The 23,974-nt window shown below is 31.8% G+C and carries 16 protein-coding genes; 4 read left to right on the top strand and 12 right to left on the bottom strand.

Annotated elements, in window-relative coordinates:
• Positions 1-403 precede the first annotated feature (403 nt).
• Complete coding sequence (locus tag IPK88_10620; protein ID MBK8243869.1) at positions 404-1,954, bottom strand: hypothetical protein; 1,551 nt, start codon at positions 1,952-1,954, stop codon at positions 404-406.
• 370 nt (positions 1,955-2,324) lie between these two features.
• On the opposite strand from IPK88_10620, the gene IPK88_10615 reads away from it, so the two are divergent.
• Complete coding sequence (locus IPK88_10615) at positions 2,325-5,621, top strand: PD40 domain-containing protein (protein ID MBK8243868.1); 3,297 nt, start codon at positions 2,325-2,327, stop codon at positions 5,619-5,621.
• Between the two features lie 540 nt (positions 5,622-6,161).
• Here the strand turns inward: IPK88_10615 and tnpA are convergent.
• Positions 6,162-6,623, bottom strand: a complete 462-nt coding sequence (tnpA, locus tag IPK88_10610) for an IS200/IS605 family transposase (GenBank protein ID MBK8243867.1) — start codon at positions 6,621-6,623, stop codon at positions 6,162-6,164.
• A 581-nt stretch (positions 6,624-7,204) separates the two neighbouring features.
• Complete coding sequence (locus IPK88_10605) at positions 7,205-9,610, bottom strand: TonB-dependent receptor (GenBank protein ID MBK8243866.1); 2,406 nt, start codon at positions 9,608-9,610, stop codon at positions 7,205-7,207.
• A 453-nt stretch (positions 9,611-10,063) separates the two neighbouring features.
• On the opposite strand from IPK88_10605, the gene IPK88_10600 reads away from it, so the two are divergent.
• Positions 10,064-11,644: a hypothetical protein gene (locus IPK88_10600; GenBank protein ID MBK8243865.1), complete on the top strand. Its 1,581-nt coding sequence runs from the start codon at positions 10,064-10,066 to the stop codon at positions 11,642-11,644.
• Positions 11,645-11,684: 40 nt separating this feature from the next.
• Here the strand turns inward: IPK88_10600 and IPK88_10595 are convergent, their stop codons facing one another.
• A complete protein-coding gene (locus tag IPK88_10595; GenBank protein ID MBK8243864.1) occupies positions 11,685-12,209 on the bottom strand; it encodes a polyketide cyclase in 525 nt (174 codons plus the stop codon).
• Between the two features lie 119 nt (positions 12,210-12,328).
• Here IPK88_10595 and IPK88_10590 point away from each other — a divergent pair, with 119 nt between their 5' ends.
• Complete coding sequence (locus tag IPK88_10590; GenBank protein ID MBK8243863.1) at positions 12,329-12,859, top strand: sigma-70 family RNA polymerase sigma factor; 531 nt, start codon at positions 12,329-12,331, stop codon at positions 12,857-12,859.
• A 2-nt stretch (positions 12,860-12,861) separates the two neighbouring features.
• Positions 12,862-13,467 (top strand): cupin domain-containing protein, encoded by a 606-nt coding sequence (locus IPK88_10585; protein ID MBK8243862.1) that lies wholly within the window; start codon positions 12,862-12,864, stop codon positions 13,465-13,467.
• A gap of 100 nt (positions 13,468-13,567) precedes the next feature.
• On the opposite strand, the gene IPK88_10580 is transcribed toward IPK88_10585, so the two are convergent.
• The 8 genes from IPK88_10580 to IPK88_10545 form a co-directional block, all read right to left on the bottom strand.
• Entirely contained in the window at positions 13,568-14,485 is a 918-nt protein-coding gene (locus IPK88_10580; protein ID MBK8243861.1) for a hypothetical protein, read from the bottom strand.
• A 189-nt stretch (positions 14,486-14,674) separates the two neighbouring features.
• Complete coding sequence (locus IPK88_10575; protein ID MBK8243860.1) at positions 14,675-16,417, bottom strand: carboxypeptidase-like regulatory domain-containing protein; 1,743 nt, start codon at positions 16,415-16,417, stop codon at positions 14,675-14,677.
• Positions 16,418-16,560: 143 nt separating this feature from the next.
• Complete coding sequence (locus IPK88_10570) at positions 16,561-17,337, bottom strand: hypothetical protein (GenBank protein ID MBK8243859.1); 777 nt, start codon at positions 17,335-17,337, stop codon at positions 16,561-16,563.
• A gap of 139 nt (positions 17,338-17,476) precedes the next feature.
• Positions 17,477-18,349, bottom strand: a complete 873-nt coding sequence (locus IPK88_10565) for a hypothetical protein (protein ID MBK8243858.1) — start codon at positions 18,347-18,349, stop codon at positions 17,477-17,479.
• Positions 18,350-19,002: 653 nt separating this feature from the next.
• On the bottom strand, positions 19,003-19,602 hold the full coding sequence (locus IPK88_10560; protein ID MBK8243857.1) for a TlpA family protein disulfide reductase: 600 nt from the start codon (positions 19,600-19,602) through the stop codon (positions 19,003-19,005).
• Between the two features lie 102 nt (positions 19,603-19,704).
• A complete protein-coding gene (locus IPK88_10555; protein ID MBK8243856.1) occupies positions 19,705-21,546 on the bottom strand; it encodes a T9SS type A sorting domain-containing protein in 1,842 nt (613 codons plus the stop codon).
• A gap of 560 nt (positions 21,547-22,106) precedes the next feature.
• A complete protein-coding gene (locus IPK88_10550; protein MBK8243855.1) occupies positions 22,107-23,321 on the bottom strand; it encodes a serine hydrolase in 1,215 nt (404 codons plus the stop codon).
• A gap of 14 nt (positions 23,322-23,335) precedes the next feature.
• Positions 23,336-23,935 (bottom strand): hypothetical protein, encoded by a 600-nt coding sequence (locus IPK88_10545; GenBank protein ID MBK8243854.1) that lies wholly within the window; start codon positions 23,933-23,935, stop codon positions 23,336-23,338.
• Positions 23,936-23,974 lie beyond the last annotated feature (39 nt).

The raw sequence follows: 23,974 nt of genomic DNA, 5'->3' as shown, positions 1-23,974 counted from the left end.
CATACTATAACTAATAAACGATCTAAATACTTCTTAAGAAATATTCAGAATTTGAATCAGTTCCATTAAAAGTCTATAGCCTTAACCTAGGGAAACATTACTAAGATTACCAGAAATAAAATCTTCAATGCTAAAATTAATGCATACATTAATTTTTTACCTCAATTGGCATAATGACGGTAAATAATGTATCACATTTTGTTAAAATTCACAAGAAAACAATAAATTATTTAAGGTACTCATTTTAAATTACCAGCAATCCGCAATAAAGTATTCTGCCAACAATTGAATAGCACCTAACCATTAAACTTATAGCATGAATTTTCTTATATAAAATTTCATTTCACTGAAATAAATGAAGCTTAACTAAGCAGTAAAACATTATAATGCGTCTTTCAGTTTATTATAATTTAAATCCTCTTATCCTAAAAACCTCTTTTGTGCTTTGGCATTGTATGAAATACAAACCTCCTTTTAAATTAAATAATTCTGGTAAGGCAATGGAATTAAAGCCTTCCTTAACCATAATATTTTTGCTCATAACCCTCCATCCTTCATTAGAATAAACAGTCACTTGAACTTTGGAATCATAAGATGAAAAAATATTCAATTGGGTAATTTGAATAAAGGGATTTGGAGACAAACTCAAAACCATGTTGTTTACTCCATCAGGATTAAAATTCGAGACCACCTTATCTTCACTAACTCTTATTTGAGATGTACATTTGGTTTTATTACCAGCATGATCATAAACCCATATGTCAACATCTATGATTTTGCCGGTATCCTGAATATCAAATTGAAGTGAATTGATAGTTGCAATAGAATCAAAACTTATTGATCTTATACCACAATTGTCTGTCGATCCATCATCAAATTGATTCGCATTAATCTTAATGGTTTGACTAGAATCCAAATTTAATTCGACAATTTCGGATTTGCATTTTGCAGTTGGCGGTTCCAAATCCTTGATGCATTGAATATGAATTCTCTGATTAAATGTATAAATACGTCCGTTATCCCAATTAATAAAAGTCCATATTCGTTCTACAATTTTTGTCGATAAACATAGGGTATCTATCACACTTACCAATGAATCCACATAGTTATAGGCAAAAAATGTACAATCGTTGTCATATAGTTTTTTGGGTAAAACATATTTTGCCGTAGGATTTCCATTTCTATCCGTCTCCCAATTATCACCACAATCAAAAATAGGATTTTCAACTCCATCAAATTTTGGAAAATAAACCGTACTATCAAAGACTGGCCGCTTATATAAAATGGTATTTGAAAAATTAAATGAGATATTATCGGTTCTGGTAATCCTGAATCGAAGGGTTTCAATATGTTCATAAATATTATCCTTTGGCAGTTTAGTACTTTTTATATCAGTTATTTTAATTTTAACGATTCCACATCTGGACCAGCCACTTACTAAATACTCACCATTTACGAATATAACTTTTGCGGTATCCGGTATCTCAAAACCTTGCAATTTAAATGTTCCATAACGCGCACATTCACTTATAAATAATGTATCTAATTGTTTAGGCACTAAATCTTCTATACAATCCACAAAATTGAGTTGCAAATCACCAAAACAAAAATGCTGATTACTTAAATCTGCAACATGGAATCTTAAATACCTTGGAAGCTGGTCGGACAAACTATCTAGTGGTGTCAACACACCATTTTGCACCCAAGAAACTTGATATTGCCGATCTTCACAATATCCAATGTCCAATAAGTCCCTAGCTGTAATCTTTAGTTTACTTCCTCGCTCAATAGTAATGTATAAATTCGATTTTGCAACCAATATATCGCAAGCCACCAATGATCTACTTTCAATGAAAGTTCCCATATAGAATAGGATGAACCATAAGCTTTGCTTGACTGGGTAAAAATTCAAAACATAATTAAAAAATGCTACTTCAACAATCTTGGATTTCATAAATTAAAAAATTAAAAACAACAAAATAAATTACAAAATTCAGGTTTCAGGAATTTGCATAATCCATCTATCATGAACTATACTAAATCACCTAATTCTAAATATTAACAAATGTTGATTTATCCGAGATGCAATACTAACCTATCATTTTATTACAAACAATATGTCACTTACAAAATTAATGAAATACCATCATAATACATCAACCAAGGAAGGATTTATATGGATTATTTCACATTAATCATGTAATATCAAACAATTAATGAAAAAATACCCTTTTTTGACAATATATCAGCCTATAGACTCCATAAATTTTACAATCGTTATAATAAAAGATTTTTTAGCTTTGACCAAATTTATAAAAATGAGTATGCGATTCAATTATTATTCTCTTCTTTTATTAGTGCAATTTCTGATTGCGAATCACGCTGCAATCGCCCAAGTGAATGCAGGTCTATTTCGTTTTCCGGATGTTTCCTCCACCCAAATCGTTTTTAGTTATGCCAATGATCTATGGCTAGTCCCAAAACAAGGTGGAAATGCCCTAAAAATAAGCTCACCTGTAGGTATGGAAGTGTTTCCTAAGTTTTCACCTGATGGACAAAAAATTGCTTTTTCAGCAAATTATGATGGCAATGCAGATGTCTATTTACAATCCATAATGGGTGGTGTCCCAACTCGGCTCACCCAGCATGGTAAAAGTGATCGGATGGTGGATTGGCATCCTAATGGTCAACACATTTTATTTGCATCCAATCGAGAGAGTGAAAAAGATCGATTCAACCAATTGTATACCATATCAATTCAGGGTGGTTTTCCTACCAAATTGCCCTTTGCTTATGGTGAATTCGGAAGTTATTCATCCGATGGACAGCAGATGGCTATGGTTATCAAATCAGAAATTTTTAGAACCTGGAAACGGTATCGCGGTGGTGATGTAGCAGATATATATCTATTTAATTTAAAAGATAGTTCGTCTCAAAATATTTCAACTTCAATTGATGCAAGCGAAGAACTTCCAATGTGGCACGAAAACAATATTTATTTTTTGTCAGACAATGGACCTGAAAAAAGAATGAACCTGTGGAGATACGATCTGAAATTGAAATCCCGCACACAACTTACCATGTTTAAAGATGATGACATTCATTTTCCATCACAAGGACCTGAAGATATTGTTTTTGAAGCATCCGGCAAACTATACCTTTATTCACTTAAATCCAATCAATTAACTGAAGTTAAAGTCAATATCATCACAGATAAAATCAGATTAAAACCTTCCTTAGAAAATGTAGATAAATTAATTGAATTTGCTGCAATAAGTCCTGATGGCAATCGCACCTTGATAGAAGCTCGGGGAGAGATCTTTTCATTGCCCGCAGAAAATGGTTCTGTAATTAATTTAACTCAATCATCGGGCTCTGCACAACGTTTCCCTAAATGGTCTCCAGATGGTAAAACAATCGCTTATTGGAGTGACCAATCTGGTGAATATGAATTATGGACTATGAATGCTACAGATCCAAGTTCAAAGAAAAAAATGACGAATTACGGTCCCGGATATCGATACCAATTGTTTTGGTCACCTGATAGTAAAAAATTGGCCTTCATAGATCAGACTATGCAAATTAGAATTTTCGATATCACTACCGGAGCGAGCATCAATGTCGACAAAGGACTTCGAATGACCCATGGAAGTTTAATGGGCTTTAACCCCAGTTGGTCACCGGACAGCAGATGGTTGACTTACAACAGAGATCTTGAAAATTATCACAATGCTGTATTTGTTTTTGATGTAAATCAACAAAAACTTCACCAAATAACAAGCGGATATTATGAATGTAGTTCGCCCGTATTTGATAGCGAAGGAAAATATATTTACTTGTTTACGAATCAACTTTTTCAACCATCTTATAGTGATATAGATAATACATTTATTTATACCAATTCAACTCAGATCGCTGCAATAAGTCTTCTTAAAAAAACGCCTTCACTCTTGAGTCCAAAGAATGATACCGTGGTCATTAAATCTGAACCTGAAACAATTGCAAAAGCTAAAGAGACCAAAAATAAGAAAGCAAAAGAAAATAAAGAAAATAAAGAAAAGAAAGACAGCACTGCACAAAAAATAATTCCGGTAGAAATAGATTTTGATCAGATTGAATCACGCATGGTTGTACTTCCAATTGCTAATGGGAATTTTGGTAATATAACTTCAAGCACCGGAAAAATAATATACTTAAAAGTTCCAAACACTGGATCACCAAATAGTGCAAAAATGTCAATTGCCTATTATGATATCGAAAAGAGGGAAGAAAAAAATATTTTAGATGATGCAAATGGTTTTATATTAAGTGCAGATGGTAAAAAAATACTTGCTTTTAAAGGTGAAGCCATGGCCATAATTAAACCAGAAGAAAATCAAAAATGGGAAAAACCATTACGCATAGGTGAAATGTCTATGATGGTTGATCCAGCTCAAGAATGGAAACAAATTTTAACAGATGTATGGCGCTTGGAGCGAGATTTTTTCTATGATGGACAAATGCATGGCGTTAATTGGAATCTCATAAAAGAACGTTATTTAAAAATGTTAGAAGTAGCAACCACAAGAGAAGATGTGAATTTTATTATTGGTGAAATGATAGCTGAACTTAATGCCTCTCATACCTATCGTGGTGGTGGACCAGAAGAACGTGCTGCACAAAAAAATGTAGGCTATTTAGGTATCAATTGGGAAGCTGAAGGTCAATTTTATAAAATTAAGCATATTATTAAACCAGGATCTTGGGATGCTGAAATCAAATCTCCTTTAGCAGCACCGGGCTTGGTAATTAAAGAAGGAGATTACATTCTTGCAGTTAATGGCATCCCTTTATCAACGCAATTAGAACCCACTGCAAGTTTTCAAGGATTAGGAAATAAAACGGTAGAACTCACATACAATACAAGCCCAAGTTGGACTAATGCAAAAAAAATCATGGTTCAAACCATAGATAATGAAGCTCGATTGCGCCATTTAGCCTGGATAGAATCTAAGCGAAAACGCGTTGAAGAAGCATCTAATGGAACTGTAGGTTATATCTATGTTCCAAGCACTGGAACTGATGGACAAAGTGAACTCATTAGACAATTCTCTGCCCAATGGGATAAAAAAGCGTTGATCATTGATGAACGTTTTAATAATGGTGGACAAATTCCAGACCGTTTTGTTGAAATCCTAAATCGCGAACCACTTGCATTTTTTGCGACCAGAGATGGTCAACCATGGCCTTGGCCTCCCTATGCTCACTTCGGACCAAAAGTAATGCTCATCAATGGATGGAGTGGTTCAGGTGGTGACGCATTTCCGGATTATTTCAGAAAAAAACATCTGGGCCCATTGATTGGAACTCGAACCTGGGGAGGATTAATAGGTATTAGTGGCGTGCCGAGTTTGATTGATGGTGGTTCAATTACTGCACCATCTTTCAGGATGTATAATTCGGATGGCACATGGTTCAAAGAAGGGCACGGTGTCGATCCGGATATCGAAGTTATGGAAGATCTTACAGCTTTAAGTAGAGGCATAGACAATCAATTGGAACGTGCGATATTAGAAACCAAAGAACTCATTAAGAAAAAAGAATTTGTAAGACCACAAAGACCACCTGCAGAAGTTAGGTAAGTGACATTATAATCGCGTAAGTTTCATACAGTTTTTTTTTGACTGGGCTTCGAAAGAAATGGATCGTGCCTCTGGCACTCAAGAACTTGATTTTTTTTAACAACGGATTGAAATCCGTTGTTAAAAAAATGGATCGAGGCTACGCCTCTTTTTCGTACTGTAATTCCTTTGCGTCCTTAGCTATTTTAATGACTCGAGTTTTTGTAAATCATCAATTATTAGGTTTGTCTCAAAATGGATCGTGCCTCTGGCACTCATGAAACTTATTGGTTAATAACAACGGATTGAAATCCGTTGTTATTAAAATAGATCGAGGCTACGCCTCTAAATTTCACCGTAAATCCTAAAGCTATGGACGTGCCACATTTTGGATTTACGCATTATCTAACTCACTAGAGCCGTAGGCTCGAAACATTTTTTACTAACGGATTTCAATCCGTTAGTAAAAAGCATCCGGCTAAGCTGAGTGCTGTAGGCACGACACATTTATTGCGTGATGGGCACCCTACATTTTTTGTTGCCATAGACACAACACATTTTTTATATCAAGTCTTCAAATAGATATTGCTCATCATACTCAACTTGGTATTCCTTTAATAACTCTAAATACTCCTCTTTAAATTTTTTGGATCTATGATGCTCTTCTTGATTCTGTATATATTTAAACACTCTTTCAATATCTATTTGGCTGTAAGAAAACACACCAAAGCCTGTCTGCCATTCAAATCGCTCACGGGTAAGAGAATGATCATTAATGTATTTTGATGATTTCGCTTTCACTATTTTCATTAACTCTGAAACAGAAATAGCAGGTTTCAAACCTACAAAACAATGCACATGATCTTCTACACCGTTTACTATTATTGTTTTGCAATTGGTTTCGTTAATTAAATTTCCCATAACCCCAAAAACCTGACTTCTCCAAGCTTTATCAAGAAGCGCTTTTCGATATTTTACTGCAAAAACGATTTGTACGTAAATTTGTGAATATGTGTTAGCCATATAATTAGATTAATTAATTAAAAATGCGCCGTGCCTATGGCACTCGGGAACTTTATTAGTTAATAACAACGGATTAAAATCCGTTGTTATTATGATGAAACGAGGCTATGCCTCTCATTCACACCAAAAAAAAATTGGTTTTACCTTCGGTCCTAATGAAATTACTTCGTGACATACAAAACTAATTAAATTCCGTTGTTATTAAAATAGAACGAGGCTACGCCTCTTTTCGTTCAGCAACTTTCAAGAGCTCTAGGGGCATTATATATTTACTAACTTTATGAGTTAATAACATTAGATAAAAATCCTTTGTAAAAAATATAGAACGAGGCTATGCCTCCATTTTGTACTGTAACTCATAATAAACCAAAGTTCAACACATTTATTTCTAACACATTACATACCAATTTCCTACTCCTAAGAGCCGTAGGTTCGAAACATTTTTTACTCACGGATTTTAATCCTGAGTAATCCTAAACCCAAATAACAGAGTGTCATAGGCACAAACATATCTCACTCCCCAGAGCTGTAGGCTCGACTCATTTTCTACTAACGGATTTCAATCCGTTAGTCACTCTACCCTACTCCACCTTCACCCTCGAAGCCTCGCTTTCCGAAGCTGCCTTACGATTACCGCCATTCTTAACTTTGGAATTTCCAAATTGGTAACTAAAACTCAACCTCATATTTCTGTTAAGTTCCCGTTGGAAAAAATTGACATTTACATCATTGAAATTAATATTAGCACGAGTGTTTTGAGAATCCAAAATATCATTAAAACTAAAACTCAATTTTCCTCTTTTATTCCAAAATGTTTTGGATGCTCCAAAATCTAAACTCCCAATATGATCAATAACCAAAAATTCTTCAAGAAATTTGGTAAAATAAAAACCACCCACTTCAAGCTTAAAATCCTTAGGCAATTGGAAATTAAGTTCCCAGTAGGCCAACCAACTCCATTGATTCGCTTCATACTTTAAACCTTGATAAGTCGCATCATAACTATTATAAATGGCTTGATTACCGCCATATCCATCTAACCATTTTCCAAGTTTAATCGGAAAATTCAATTGAATTTCCAATCTCCTTTGATTGGCCAAATTCTCTGCGGTCGTATAGGTTTTTGTACCTTCTATCTGAGGTGCATTTTCTATTATAACATCATTCGTTACCGCATAACTAATGCCCGCTACTGGTTGACCGTCATAGGTGAAATTCAATTGTGCGGTGTTGCTTATTTCAGGTAATAATTTTGGATTACCACGTGTGTAAGTTAATGAATCTATAAAATTAATAAATGGATTTTGTTGTTGGAATCCAGGACGATTTAGTCTTCTGGAAAAAGAAGTTTGTATGCCCATATTTTTATTGATATGATACAATGCACTTGCACTTGGAAACCATTGCAGATAATTTCTATCCAAAACTAAAGAATCCAAAGTTGTACCAGAAACATTAGTATTCTCCATTCGAACCCCTGCATTAAAATCAAACTTTTTCAAACTCTTACTTAAATTTATATATGCTCCCAAAATATTTTCTTTGTATAAAAAATCATTGGACTCTGTATTGGATTTAATTCCATTTCGAAAAAAATTCAATCGATTATCGACACTGGCAAAACTTGATTTAATGCCGGTTTCAAATTTAAACGTAGAATCAAAAGGATGTATATAATCACTTTTTACAACCCAAATATCTACCGGCTGTTTGACAACTTGTTCTGAAAGTGATCTGTTAGATATTTGCTCTGTTGGATAAATCGTTAGATCATTGGATGTATTTGTATTGAATTGATTATAATCTAAATCCAGGGTAATACTACGTCCTGTTTTAGGATTAAATTCATGCTTGCCATTCAGATTTGTATAAAATCCACTTCTCTTATTATCACTTACATTTTCAGTAATAAAAGCATCAATTAAATGGTCTGAAAGATCAAAAACGTTGGTTCTGTTATAACTATTTCCATCGCCTTCCCGACTCCATGCCCGCGCTATAAAACCAATAGTTGTTTTTTTAGTAGCATAATAGTCTGCACCTATTCTAATATTTCGGAATTGATAATCCTTGTTATCTAAACTTTTACTCTTATACACATCATTTCCTATGAACCGATCTACAATAAATACTTCAAATGTTTTTCCTTGATTGAAACTAGCATTTCCAAAAAGATTGTATTTTCCTTTTCGATAGACTACATTGACAGAAGGATTTATACGATAGTAATTTTGTATTCCTTGATCCACATCACTTTGATTCACTTGATATCCACCAACAGCCAATGCCGCTGTTGCTTTAAATCCCAAATCAGCATTTCTTTTCAAAATAACATTCAATATAGGTCCTCCTGCAGCATCAAACTGGGCACCAGGTTGTGTAATCAACTCTATGCGATCTATTTGATCTCCGGGCATGTCTCTTAGGACAGCATTCATATCAGTGTATGGTGAAGGTTTACTATCAATCCACACTTGGACGTTTTGGCTACCACCCAATGTCACTTTATCTTGGATGATAATGACTCCAGGAACTTTTTTAAGTATTTCCATGGCAGTACCACCAGCTGCAATGGCACTATTCGAAACATTCACGATTAACCGGTCTGCCTTCTGTTCAAGAAAAGGGCGTTTAGCAATAAAAACTGCTTCATCCAACACAATAGATTTCTCCTGGAGCATAATATCGACTGTTGCCGTCTTGCTCTCAGATTTAATGTCAATGATGGTACTATAAACGGGTTCATATCCCAAATAAGACGCCAAAATCATGTATTTACCTGGGTCTACATTTTCAATCATGTATTCACCTTGATCATTGGTCAGATTTCCTTTTATTAATGCTGAATCCTGTTCATGAAGTAGGGTTATAGAACAGAAAGAAATGCTATTACCGGATATGTCCTTAACTTGTCCTTTTATGGTTACTTGTGCATAATTTTCTGCTAAACATAAAATGGACAAGATGAAACTAAAAAAATACTTCATTGAAAATAATTTATTGGATTTATTTAAAAAAAAAGGGTTGGCAAAAAAATATTTTATAAATGATTCAAAATCATATCAAAGTGAAATGGCCGCGAAAAATCCATTAAATAAAATTTCCTATGCCAAGCGAAACTAGGGCCAGAAATCAAGGACTTATCCACAATGTTGAGACCATTCATAATCAAAAATATTAAGCCATATAACGATCAATTTAGACACAATATTATATCTTATTAAACGAATATATGAAATAAATTCTATAGATAGAGCACGATAACCATTCCAGAGCAACATTGTTCTTTAGATCCCAAAAAAAATTTGCATAAAAAAATCATCTAAAAGCTATTTAAGCAAATGCAAATCCGACCCAATTAGATCTAATCATCATAAAAAGGTAATAATATAAACAACAACTAATTGTATATTTACCCTACTAAATTTAAATCTACCCTAATGACTTACATAAAATTATCAGGTATTCCGCTCCTATTCATGAGCCTCTTCTGTTCAGCACAGACCATACATTTTCCTGATGCTCAATTTGAGAATGCTCTACTAAATACCTTATGTGTTGATACTGACTTTGATGGCAATGGTGATAAAAACGCTGATTTAAATGATGATGGTGAGATAGAAATCAATGAGGCCCAACAAATAATTAATTTAAAAATCGATTCTCAAAACATTGAATCACTTGAAGGCATTGAACATTTTATCAATTTAGAAAATCTTGATTGCTCCTCCAATTCATTGAAAAAATTAAATCTTTATAAATTAGTTAAGCTGGAAGAATTGAATTGTTCTGACAATTTGATAAAAAAGTTAAATATTAATGGTCTTATTGCACTGGAAAAATTAACTTGTGATAAGAATAAATTACGAAAATTAAATATACAATGCTTAACACATTTACGAGAATTTGATTGTTCAAATAATCTAATACAAAAACTTAATTTAGACGGTTTAAATAATTTACAAATCTTCGAATGCAATTTCAATAGAATCTCAAAATTAGCTATTTCCAACTTACCCAATTTAAAACAAATTCACCTCATTTATAATCAATTAAAAAGCTTGGAAGTAAATAATTTACCAAATTTATTCAGTTTAGGGTGTGGTGGAAATGAACTATCTGAATTAAAAATTGAAGATTTTCCCAAATTGTTTATATTGACTTGCAGCAACAATAAAATTAAAAATTTATCATTAGCAAATATTGGAAATTTAGAAGTATTGGTTTGTAATAATAATGAAATTGAAAATATTAATTTGCAATATTTTCCAAAATTACATTATATAGACTGTCATTATAATAATATTAAATTTCTTGATTTACAAAATAATCCTAAATTGAAAGATTTAAATTGCTATGGAAATGAATTAGAAAACATTGATTTAGAACATGTAACTCAATTAACTTCATTGAATTGTAGCTATAATTATATTAAATTCCTGAATTTACAGAATAATTTAGGTTTAAGCAACTTGAATTGTTCAAATAATGAAATCAATAAACTTGATCTAAAAAATTTATCGTCATTATTTAGTTTAAATTGCTCGAGCAATAGAATAGAAAATCTTGAACTGCAATTTGTTCCAGTATTGGAAAAATTATCTTGTTCTTTTAACAAAATGACTGAACTTGATTTACAATATATTCCAAATTTAGATAGCTTGGATTGTTCAATCAATGAAATTAAAAATCTTGATTTAGAAAAAACAATTAATTTAATTGATTTGAATTGCTCTCATAATAAAATCCAAAATCTAGAATTGCAACAAACGCCAAATTTGGTTGAAATTAACTGTTCTAATAATTATATTAAAAATATTAATTTAAAATACCTTCCAAAATTAAATATTTTGAATTGCTCGTATAATCAGATTGAATACATTGACCTTCAATATATATTAAGACTTTCCTATCTGGATTGTTCTTATAACCAGTTAACTAGTTTAAACCTTTCCAAAGTAATGAAATACGGAAAAACTTATTATGTTGGCAATCCATTAATAACTCCTCCAATCAGGTAGTAATTTTTTATGCTAATCTTTTTTCGAATTAGATACTTTCTTATTCTGTAGCTCCCACAAATATCGCCTTCGGAGGCTCCGGCACATTTCGTTCCATTCTCCTCCTTCTAAGTTCCAAAGCCAAACTTTCTCCTCCCTTACGCATGGCCCAATGATGATTTGCTGAGAATATGGGTCTTAATAACCAACTCAAATGCCGAATCAATTTTTTATCAGCGCGTATGTTCCAATCATATTTCACATTACAATAACCCTTCTCGTTCACATCCCCAATCGTCCAAATGCCCTTTCCCACAAAATCGCCCATAGCTTCGATACTAAATCCAGTAGGAAAATGTGATTCAATGACTTTGAATTTCCACTTAAGTAAATAAGGTAACCACCCTTTAGTAAGTAATTCTACTTCCTTTCCTACCCCACCAGCTGCACCGGGCTTAGTAACTGTTACCTTTAAATATACACTAGGCCACCACTCACAAAGTCGTTCTACGTCCTCCAGGATTCGATAGATTTCTTCAGGTCGTCCTTTTAAGCTCCAATTCGTTATAAAATGATAATTACTCATGATCGTTTTTCTTTTTAGGAATAAATACGAAACAACTTACATTTTGGATGAGCAGTCAAGAAACATTTTCTCTATATTTGAGCTCGAAATATTGTTGTATTATACTAAATGACTTGATCATGTTTTCAGAAGAGGCCTTTATAAAAAGCCTGCAGGATGGAAAACCAAATGCCTATGCCGAACTCTATGACAGGTATGGCGCAACCTTGTTTCAAGTCATTCTAAAAATAGTCAAATCAAATGAGGATGCTGAAAATCTTCTTCAGGACACCTTCGTAAAAATTTGGAGAAATATAAGCACTTATGATGCCTCCAAAGGTAGGCTGTTTACCTGGTTTGTGACCATAGCAAGACACTTAGCCATTGATTTTTGTAGAAGTAAATATTTTACCAAGAAAAATATGATCCAAAATGAGGATAGTCTCGTAGATAACCAAAGCCTCAGTGTGGAAATGTTTGAACTGGACTATTTAGGAATAAATGATAAAGTCAATAGCCTGGAAGATAAATTAAAACAGATTATTGATCTTCAATTTTATTACGGATACACGCAAACCCAAATATCAGAAGAATTTAATATTCCGCTGGGTACCGTTAAAAGTAGAACCCGTACTGCATTACTGCAATTAAGAACCAAATTAAGCGACTAATTATGGATAAAAATAATATAATAAATTCAGGACAATTGGAAGCTTATTGTTTGGGACAATTATCCATTGAAGAAGCACAAATAATATCTGAATTAGCAGAACATGATCCTGATATCAAAAATGAATTAGATCAGATCATGAGCACTTTGGAATCCTACCCTGATAAACTTACTCCTAATCCGCAATTAAAAACCAAAGTCCTGGATTTTCTCAGTCAACATTTAAAACACGAAGAAATCGACCTTTCTAATCCACCGCTACTAAATAAATATAGCGATGTAAATTCCTGGTCAAAAGCAGTCCAAAATTTTAGCTATCACGATGATGCTTCAAATCTCCAAGTAGAAAATATTTTCCTTTCCAAAAATAAAGAACTTAACTTGATTTGGTTACACCAAGAAATCGTAGAGGATGCCCATGAAAATGATCAATTCAAAGAAAGTTTCCTTATACTTGAAGGTGCATGCGAATGTGATTTTGAAGGTATCATCGTACGTTTTAAAGCAGGCGACTATTTTGAGGTTCCATCTAATACTAAACACACTATCAGAAATATTTCAGGGCCTGGACTTTGTGTCAAAGGATTGGTACAGCGGATTTCGGCTTAACAAAAATTTATATATTCATTAAAATCTTTTCAACCAAGTTGTTTAACTTACAGGTTTAGGCAGAATCTATATTACATGTAATTGAATATTTTAACTATACCTAATGATTGGCAGCTTCCCTTGCATTAAGTTCTCTTTCGATATTTCTAATTTCTTTTTTTAAAGGATGCAATCCATAACTTTTCCTTAATTCATCCACTTTTCTACCGTTTTCAATTGGAAATAGGTATACTTTTTTTCCTATAATCTTATATTGAGTACCGAATTTTTGTTTTTTGCCATTTAACCAAGCTATTCTATCTTCTATGAATGGAAGAAAATATTTATCAAGTTCCCCTTTGTCAACTGCATCTTTTATATAGAAATAATACTTTTCCATCGTTTCCTTTGGTGCATGTTGAATAATAAAAAATGCATAATACGACATTTGTTGGCCCACAATTGAATTACCTGGATAATTATAAATCTTTATTATAGAATCTACAATTACCATATGCAATGAATCGTGTAAATAAATTTCCCTTCTTCTTTCTTGTATTTGTTGAGAAGATATTTTTCCCTCTAAATTAAAATCCTCATTTCTATCTTTTTGATCCTCAAAGTATAGTTTTTGTAACAAATTTCTTACTGAAACATTATATGTGCTTTTTAAACTATCACATGTAAAGCAAAAATAATTATAAGTATCAATATATTTGGCACCATAATATTTTTTATAAAATCCCAATCGTCTACTTGTGTCATTTTCCAAACTATTCCAACAAATGGAATAACCATAATGAAATAGAGCAAGTTTCATAAATTTTAATACAGTGTCTGGCGGCGCATTAAGATTTTTATAGCATGAGTTTATGTTCCAAGCATCAAACTGGTCTCTAACATCATTATAAGATTTAATCCTTTTTAGTAATCCTATATTAGCTTTATATACTTCATTTGTCACTCCTGGTAATTGATCAGGAACCCAGCCCTGACCTAAAATAGGAGCACTAAATAAAAATAAAATAATTTTAATCATAGAATTATATTTAATTATATTAAATTATTTTCTTAAAATTTTATCATTTCATATAAATGTAAAATTATTCGAATTTGGTTAATTCTCGCTTAATTTCCTTGTACAATAATATTAATGAAATATGAAGTATAATATACTGTAAAAATTTGAATATTTTAAATTTCCATTTAAATTATAAAATTAGGATCCTTACAATTCTATATTAAAGATTCTAAAATTATCAATATTAAGATTATTTAACACATACATATTCCATTTATGCATGGCCACAATATTTGTTCCACGCTCAACTTCCTTAAAATATCGTTTTCGGTTAAGATTCAACTTTGCAACTGTCAAATCATATAATTCATCAATTTCAACAAATGATTTATTAGACTTATTTATTTCCTCAAGTAATTTTAACCGTTCAATCTCAACAAGATCAAAATATATATTAATAAAACAAAGCGTTGTTGTATCAATTGGCATTTTGTAATAACTGCCATATGGTGAAAAAATAGTAGCCGTGTTTAAAACCAAAGAATCATTTATTATATTTTTATCCAAAAATATTTGAATATTAAAATTATATAAATCGCTCTTTACAAACCCATTAACTGAACTACTTGGATTATCATTCACAATAAATTTGTTAAGTGCAACTCGATTTCTACTCCATGTAACAAAAGGAAATTGCAGCACAGCTAATCCTCCCATATTTTTTTGATCAAATAAACGAGGATTCTTAATTACTGTACTATCATTAAAATAATTACTAATATAATCGACCCTATCATTCAATTTAAATTCAATATTATTATTCCAAAAAGTTGAATCATAAGGAATACCATTTATTTTCAAATAATCACTATAAGCAAAATCAGTCTCTCCAAAATCAAATCTTGGCAATTCAAATACATCAGTATAATTATAAGCGTATAAAACTGCATTAGTGCTAATATTAGTATTGGCAATAAACCGAGTTTGAATATTAGCTTTGTATTTTAAACTAATATACTTAAAATACAATATACCATCTTTTTCTTCATAAGTTCTTGTTATTTCCAAATCAAGGCGATTCATTTTATTGTCAGGGGACAAGGAATGAACTGGAAAATTGGAATACATTGTCCTCTTAAATGTTATATTAATTGGGTTATTTGTTTTAGTATGGATCAAAACTTGACCAGCAAATAGATTGTTCGTTGTATCTTTTGGTTTAAAACCAATTATAATATGTGGAAGACTGTCATTATCATTTCTATCTACAAGAAAAAGGTGGTACAATTTTTTCAATTTCTTCTCAGATAACTGAAATGGATTTAATGGAAATCTTAAATCCTCTTTTGACAAAATATTAGATAAAATTACTTTTGAAGTCTCAGTAGAAATAAAAAGTCCACGATCAATTGGTCTTAGCCCCACTCGACCAGTCTTAATGTTTAAATCATCCAATTCACAACCACTAAAATTGGCATTATAATAACATTCCATTAATTCAGTTAGTGATTCATCTTTGTATGTTTCTAGTTCGCAATAAACCTTTGATTTCTGCACGAGTTTGTTTTTAATAAACTTTGTTCTACACCTATTAAAAATTTCATACAGATAACGATCATCTGATGTAATACTAATCTCATCAAGCATAATTGCATTCTGCTCTAAAAATATAATAGAATTATTTACAAATGTATCCGTACTAATAAATTTCATAGAATACCCAATATATGAAATTAAAATGAGCTTACTATTTGAAATATCATTCAGTCTGAAATATCCATTCTTATTAGAAATTGTACCAATACTCGAATTACTAATTCTAATATTAGCATAGGCCAATGGAATCTTTGTTTCAGCGTCTAATACATATCCCTCGAACAATTCTGTTTGGCAAAAAATACAATTTGTCACAACTATAAAAAATAGATTTACAATAATCCAAAACTTCATATTATGAACATCAAGTTAGAGCATAAATTATCTTATTGCAATTAGTTTCTACCGCAAGATAATAAGATATTTGATACCAAAGAAACTTAAAATGAAATATTCTTCATTTAATGTATCGATAGAATATAAAAAAGCAATATACCCTATCGACTCCAATTCATAACCTTAAAATTATCGATTGCAAAAACAGAGCGTTTATTATTTCTATTTGACAGCCAAGTTGTCTCATCTTGAGGTTTAAATGGGATATAATTTGAAATTAAATCATTTGATCCCTTACCTATACAAACGTATTTATACTTACTCTTAGATATAAAAGTAAAAGTATATGTCTTCCAATCTTGATGGTCAATTATATTTGGATTCTTAATTTGAGGCTCTAATTGTCCGCGCATAACTCGTTTAAAATCATTCTTTTCCAAACAAAAATAAACTTCAATCCCATTTGATAAATGATTAGAACCTAGTGACATCAATATATCAAATTCAACCGAGATAGAATCACCTATATCGGTTGGCTTCAAAAGCTTTGTCATTAGGTATCCTCGCTTTCTATGCAATGTATCACCAGAAAATAATCCTAATGTTTCAATTACAATAAAACATTTTCCGTTATTCTTAATTTGGTCTGATAAAGCCTTTAGAGAGTTACTCTTATGATAAAACTCATGTGATACTGCAGGGACAATATGATTGGTTTGACTACGAATCCAGCCCTTAATGTATTTTTCAAAATTATAACTTTCTTGACTAATGATTGGGGCTTTCAATTTTGTTGGTTCAAAACCAGAATTTGATATTAAATTGGTTTGGCCTAATAAATTTGAATTTACAATTAAAAAAATAATTAGAATTAAATATAAGATCTTTTTATCCAAATCATAGATTTGAAAAATAATTTTAACTTCATTCTGTGTCATATTTAATAATATTACTTATTTAATTGGAATTCAAAGCTCAAAGCAAATATACTTAGAAATAATAATTAATAATAAACCAAATATCGCAATATAGAATTAACTATAAAATTCTCATTTTGAAATATAATAAGTATCATTATTATTTGGGTATTAAGCCTATTTCAATTCTATTTTCATTAATCTTTACTCTATTAGATGACGTTAATGGAAAGTAAGTTATAGTATTATCTTCTGCATATTTTGGAGATTGATTATGATGCACACACCATTCATCATAAATTAATGCATAACTTGGAGATGAAATATAATTTTGACTTAAAGCCTTATAAATCAATGCTAAGAATTCTTTTCCTTGAATCTTTTCCCTTGAGGCATGAAATAGTAAAATAAATAATTCTGGCTCCAAATCAAATAAATTATATTTATTATTTATACAAAAATTTAATAAATCCAAGAATTCAAAATTTATTTTTAGTGTAATATCTTTAAATGTACTACTTTTAAAATCATATATACGAATGAATTGATCAGCTAATAAAAACATTAAAAAATTCTTTCTGATTTCTGTATTTTTCTTAGTTGCGTTTTTTACAAAAATTTCACATAAAATAGGCTGTGAATATATATATTGAGAAAGAGTTTCATTATTTAATTTAGAAAGTGCACTTTCTGAACTGTTAAGTAAAAATTCATTAATATATTTATTCATTAAGTTCGAATCTCTCGTTAATGTAGCAAAATTAAAAAATTCATTAAAATCACTTAGGCATGGCTTAAAATTGTAATAGACAGAACTGTCAAAGTTTGAAATAGCTCCTAAAGTATCTTTTAATAATAAATTATTTTTAGCAAGTTCAAATTTATAGCGACCATCGAATTGTGCATCAACTATTGTGTAAAAATTAAAAATTAAGAAAAAAAGAATAGCTATTCTGACTAGGAAAATAGTTCCAAAATAACTCACATTAATCCCGGCCCTGAATTTTACAATCTTCCGTTTGTCTGCTTTCAATTTTGTAAATAGTATGTTTGCACAAGATAATTAGAAATTTGATAACAAAGTTGCAAAATTGATAATAAATATAATAGAGATAATTCCTTCAAATCGATTTATACAGGCAACATCAACTGTTAAATCCATTTTAGAGTTTCTGACTTCCCAGCGAAAACTAACTAAACGAATTTTGATTATAAATCAAAATGAGGGATATTCCTCCATCAAGTAATGATTTTTTCGATATTAATGACAAAGATTATATCCTTTTAGTCCCACTGCCTGACTCCGTAATTAAGACAAGTTTACCTCCCTTCAATAATCAGAACACTTTCAACGAGTTCATCTAAGCGGACTTGTCCGACTAGTTCATTTAGGTGTTCCTGACGAGGTCAACCGGGTAGGCTGTTAATCTAGGCTTAAACATGATGCATAGTCATTTTAGGATTTATTTATTAACCTGTATAGCTATTTTAGGACAAGACATAGGAATGAAATATGAGAGGATAATCCGTGGAATAGTCGTGGAATAGTCGTGGAATATCCCTGGGGGAGTAGAGGATACTTACAAGAGCGATTATACTCTATTATTTAACTAGTTTGATCCCATATTAAGAAATGGGTTAATAAATTAATAAATAGCCTCTTGACTAATAATTTTAATGTGCTTTTTAAAATATTGTCTCAATTCTGTCTACCAATTCTTCGATTGCCAAACTATCAATTCTTCCACCTGAAAAAGCATCTATAATTATAGCATTAGTATCAACAATAAATGTTGTAGGGAATCCCCATTCAATTTTAAAAATGTCCTTTACTAAATTCTCACCGTCTCCTATTTGCTCAAAAGCCCAAGTATGTTTTTGTAAAAATGTATCAATATCTTTAGCATGGTCTAAACAAATTCCTAAATAATTCACCTTTTCCCTTCCATATTTTTCAACAATTTTATTAAATCCAGGAATCTCAGCAATACATGGTGCACATCCACTAAACCAAAAATTTAATATTGTAATTTTTCCTTTAAAATAATTAATATCGATTGACTTACCAAAAATAGTTTGTGCTTGAAATTCTGGCATTTGATATCCAACTAAACATAAAGGTTTACCATAAAATTGAATTAAACTTTTGTCTCCTTTGTTTATTAATTCATTAATCATAGTACATTTCGCTATACCTGTTGAATAATCATTTGTTGATTTATCGTTACAAGATATAAAAAATATAATTACTAAAATTATTGCAAAAGGAATTTTATATTTTATCATCAATTTAATTCAGAATGATAAATAATTTTAAATAAAATTTAATTATCCAGTCACAATATAAACTCATCATCATAATTATCAACTTTAGAAAAATGTTAAATTCTATTCAACAATAACATGACCAACTTGAACACCATTCCGACCACCTTCAATCCTCAATAAATAAATCCCTCTTAATGCATCACCCATATTAATAATACACTGGTCCGCTCCCATAATGATTTGCGCATTCACCACTCTTCCAAAAACATCATAGACACTAAGTTTTGGATTATTCATACCATTTAAATCAACTTTAAATATGCCGTAATTCGGATTGGGATATATCAATATTTGTTGCTTCTCTGATTTGGGATTAGAATTACTAGTTGGCACGGAAGAACATGCATTGATAGCCGCATTCAAAGCATTGATATCACAACCAATATCTTTCCCATCAGTACCTACATTCTTGTAAATACTGTTGGAAGCAAGACGATAATCTCCATTTGCAAAATTCACAAAATTAATATTCGATACATTTGCTGGGAAATAATTACTTGCAGAAAAACCTGCAGCCTTACCTCCTACAAAAACATTTTTCTCCCATCCTCCGAAAGTAGTTCCTTGAAATCCATCGAACCATTGAGAAATATTGTTGGTCAAGATAATATTACTGACCGTTCCATAGGCAAATAATATATTGTTGGCTGTGTGCAACATCGTATTATGATCAAAACACAAATCATCCAAAGCTGTAGCTTGAAACAATCTTCCGGTTTTATCTGTCGCACCCCACTTGCCACCAATGTCTTCGAATAGATTATTTTCGAATTTAATCCTATGTTCTCCCTTGCCTTCACTACCATAAAACGAAACCCCACAATTGGTATGTCGGATGATGTTGTTTCTAAACGTAATATCCTGAATGGTTGCCCAAGGCATAGCACCGTTCTCATCACGAGTAGTCAGTAATATCGCACACCCAAACTGTGGACCACCTGCTACATTTGGATCTGATGGCCAGCAGTTCTCAATAATATTTCCTTCCAACAACATTCGCTGTCCACTTTTTATTTCAAATACATTTTTTACACCCCAGGTCTTACCTCCGAAACTCGGATCTGCTGGATTCCAAGACACACGCTTGGTCATGGTATTACATTTAATTTCTACATCTGATGGTACCAAATTAGAAATGGCACTCACAGCACCACCAAATAATATATTGATATGCGATGCTTCCAAATAATTGTTGGCAATTTTTAAGGGACCCGCTCCATTAAAACAAGTTATCGTTTTAGATTCAAAAGTTGATAACACCGATTCAGCATGAATATTATCAATGCGTGAATCGATAATGGCTCCATTTGTACAATTTAGCGCCACACCAACTTTCAAATTGCCAGTGCTGTTCCCATGTATATAACATCGATCAATAATCAGGTTATTAGGTAAATCGGATAATTTATTTTCCGATCCACTTCCAAAACTGACCAAAGTAAATTGATCATTGACACTTGTCGGTAATCCAATTTCTAAACCAATTAATCTATAATTATATGCACCTGCTACTGTTGCAAATGCTGACACTTGACCTGCAGAAAGCACTTTAGCCATATTTACAGCATCTGTAGGCGTAATACGCGTTCCCGGTGCTGGCAAGGCACTTTCCTTGGATGATCTAATATATATCCACCCTGAGCCTGTTTTCTTTCTTAAAATAAAATTACCTGTAAATGTTGCTCCTGCTTGCAATTCAATAATATCTCCAAGATTGGCCTGATCGATGGCAGCTTGAAGATTGCCGCCGGAATTGACTGTTATCGTCTTTCCAGATGGAAGGGCGTATGTCGTATTCACAAATGCTTGAGGTAATGTAGGCTTGCAAGTTTGGGCGATTACATCATATTGATTTAGAAAATAAAATAGACTTAGGATACTAATTGAGAATAGACATTTCATTTTAGCATTTTTAATTATTGATGTAAGATAATACTAATATTACAAAACAACCAAAATGAATATGAAATAAAAAAATTCGACCAAAATTCTATACTAATTTACTAAATAGAAATTTGACTGGCCTTAAGGGGTAAGCCGTTAAAAAATGATGGAATGAAACCGTCAAAAATTCAAAACTGTATGAGCTCAACATAAAGTCAAAAAAAGAACAAAAATGCGAACTGGGCAAGTGTTAAGCTAAACAAAAGAAATATGGCCTAAAGCGAGTTTTTTGAATTTAGGTTTCATGCAATCATTTTAGGCTTAGACCTTACAGCCTTGAATTTTTGGTTCTTTTTTTTCAAGAAAAATGAACATAAAGTTACAAATAGAACGGGTAATAAAATTTTTAGTAAAAAGTTAAACAACCAAAATATTTTTTTCCGAATACTCAGATTTTATTATGTAAGAAATTCTAAAAAAATTACTCTCTAGTCTATGCTATATTAATTTCATAGCTAACCTTTCCACATACATCAACATTAATATTATAAAATGATTTTCAAAATCAATACTAATAATCATTGACTAATAATAATCTTCGCAATTTCATCTCGCATTTCTTTAAAAACTGGTCTCAACGGCGTATCTCCATCAGTACCATAATTAACAATTAATGACATCGTCGCATGATGTTCCGGAAAATAATAAAGATCCGCACTGTAACTTAAATCCCTGCCCCTATGACCCCATGCATAATCTTTCAGTGGATCTCCGATATCAATAAAATCTTTAAAACAAGCGACACCTAATAATTTTCTAGTTGAAACCAATGGATGAAAAACCAACATCTCATCCAATGATTTTTGAGTTAGTAATGTCTTTTTTACAAATAAGGCATCAATGAATAAATACATATCCCACACGGTACTATACATGCCTCCATAACCATTTCCACTTCCGGTATTCCATTGGGTTAGATTAATCAAATTCCCATCATTGTACAGATTGTAATAGCCTTGTGCGACTTTCTGACTTGGCAAGGGATCATGCCAAAAATAATAAGTATCTTTCAATCCCAGTACATCAATAAATTCTTCATGCATAATCTGCGCATGAGGCTTATGTGTCGCAGCTTCTATGATCATACTCAACAAGGTATAATTGCTGTTGCTGTAACCCGAATTTTCTGCAGGATTAAATTTAAAAGCTGCATCTTTATGATATAAAAACTTTAACAAATCATCTGCATTCCATTTCTTAGTTGGATGATTCAGGACCTGAAGATAAAATCCCGGATCATCTATGATATCATAAATGCCGCTCGTGTGATTCAATAAATTTCGAATGGTAAGCGGTTCATTGCCATTGGATATTTTATTTAATATATCTTTAGAAATAAATTTACTGATGGGATCATCCAAGGACAAAATACCCTTCTCTTGAAGTCGCATCATCGCTACGCCCAACTCAAATTTTGTTACACTCGCAATTTTAGAAATATGACATGGCTGCATTTTGATACCTTCCTTGATATCCGCCATTCCAGCAGCACCTACATAAAATCCACTATCATTTTTTACTAATAATATGACACCTGGTAATCCAAGTTTCACATATTTATCAATAATGGATTGATAGATTGTACTTTTGGGATTGGTCTTGTAAATGATTTCTTTCTCTAATGTACAATCCAGAGTTGCCGGTCTGTCAATATCCGTTTTACTGCAAGAAAAACATGTAATGATGATCAACATCATCGAAGCAAATTGAACATTCAGGTTATGACGTTTCATAGCGTGCAATATTTTTATTGAATATTAAATTGAATTCCCAAGGACAAAGCTCCATTAGGCAAAATAGGAACATAACTTTTTACAAAAGGCATTTGCAATCTGAAATCATAATTTAAAAATATCCGACGCATTCGATTTTCTTTACCTAAATCATATCCAACACCTATACCCGCACCTGCTATAAATTGTGGTTTGCCAATTCCTTTCTTTTCTTTATATGTTCCATCAGATTGCAATTCAACCCGATCCGTTAAGTAAAAAGCATGCAAATAACCAGCTTGCAATAATCCTTCCACAGAAAAATGTTTGATCTTCTTTCGATATCCTGCCTGGGTGTTTAAAATCAAAGCCGAATAAAGAAACCGATGATAAAAAAAACCAATTCCAGCATTTTGAAACCACTTGGATTTTGGTCCATCCTTCCATCCAAATTCGTAACCAAGCATAATTCCAGGATGTATAGGTTGATTGAACGTAGCAGTAATTGAAGCAGGAGGCAACAAAGTGGCATTATTAAATACACTTATTGAAAGTGGTTTAGCCTTCCAAGCTTGGCCAACCAACAAGAATGGGACCAACAATAAGAATATTATTCCATGATGCTTGATTCTCATATTCCAAATTTAAATTGGTCAAATATAATCATCAATATG

The organism is Candidatus Defluviibacterium haderslevense (assembly GCA_016712225.1).
In the GTDB taxonomy this organism is placed as follows: domain Bacteria; phylum Bacteroidota; class Bacteroidia; order Chitinophagales; family Saprospiraceae; genus Vicinibacter; species Vicinibacter haderslevensis.
The sequence above is the reverse complement of the archived record's forward strand: the minus strand, read 5'-3'. Positions and strand labels throughout refer to the sequence as shown.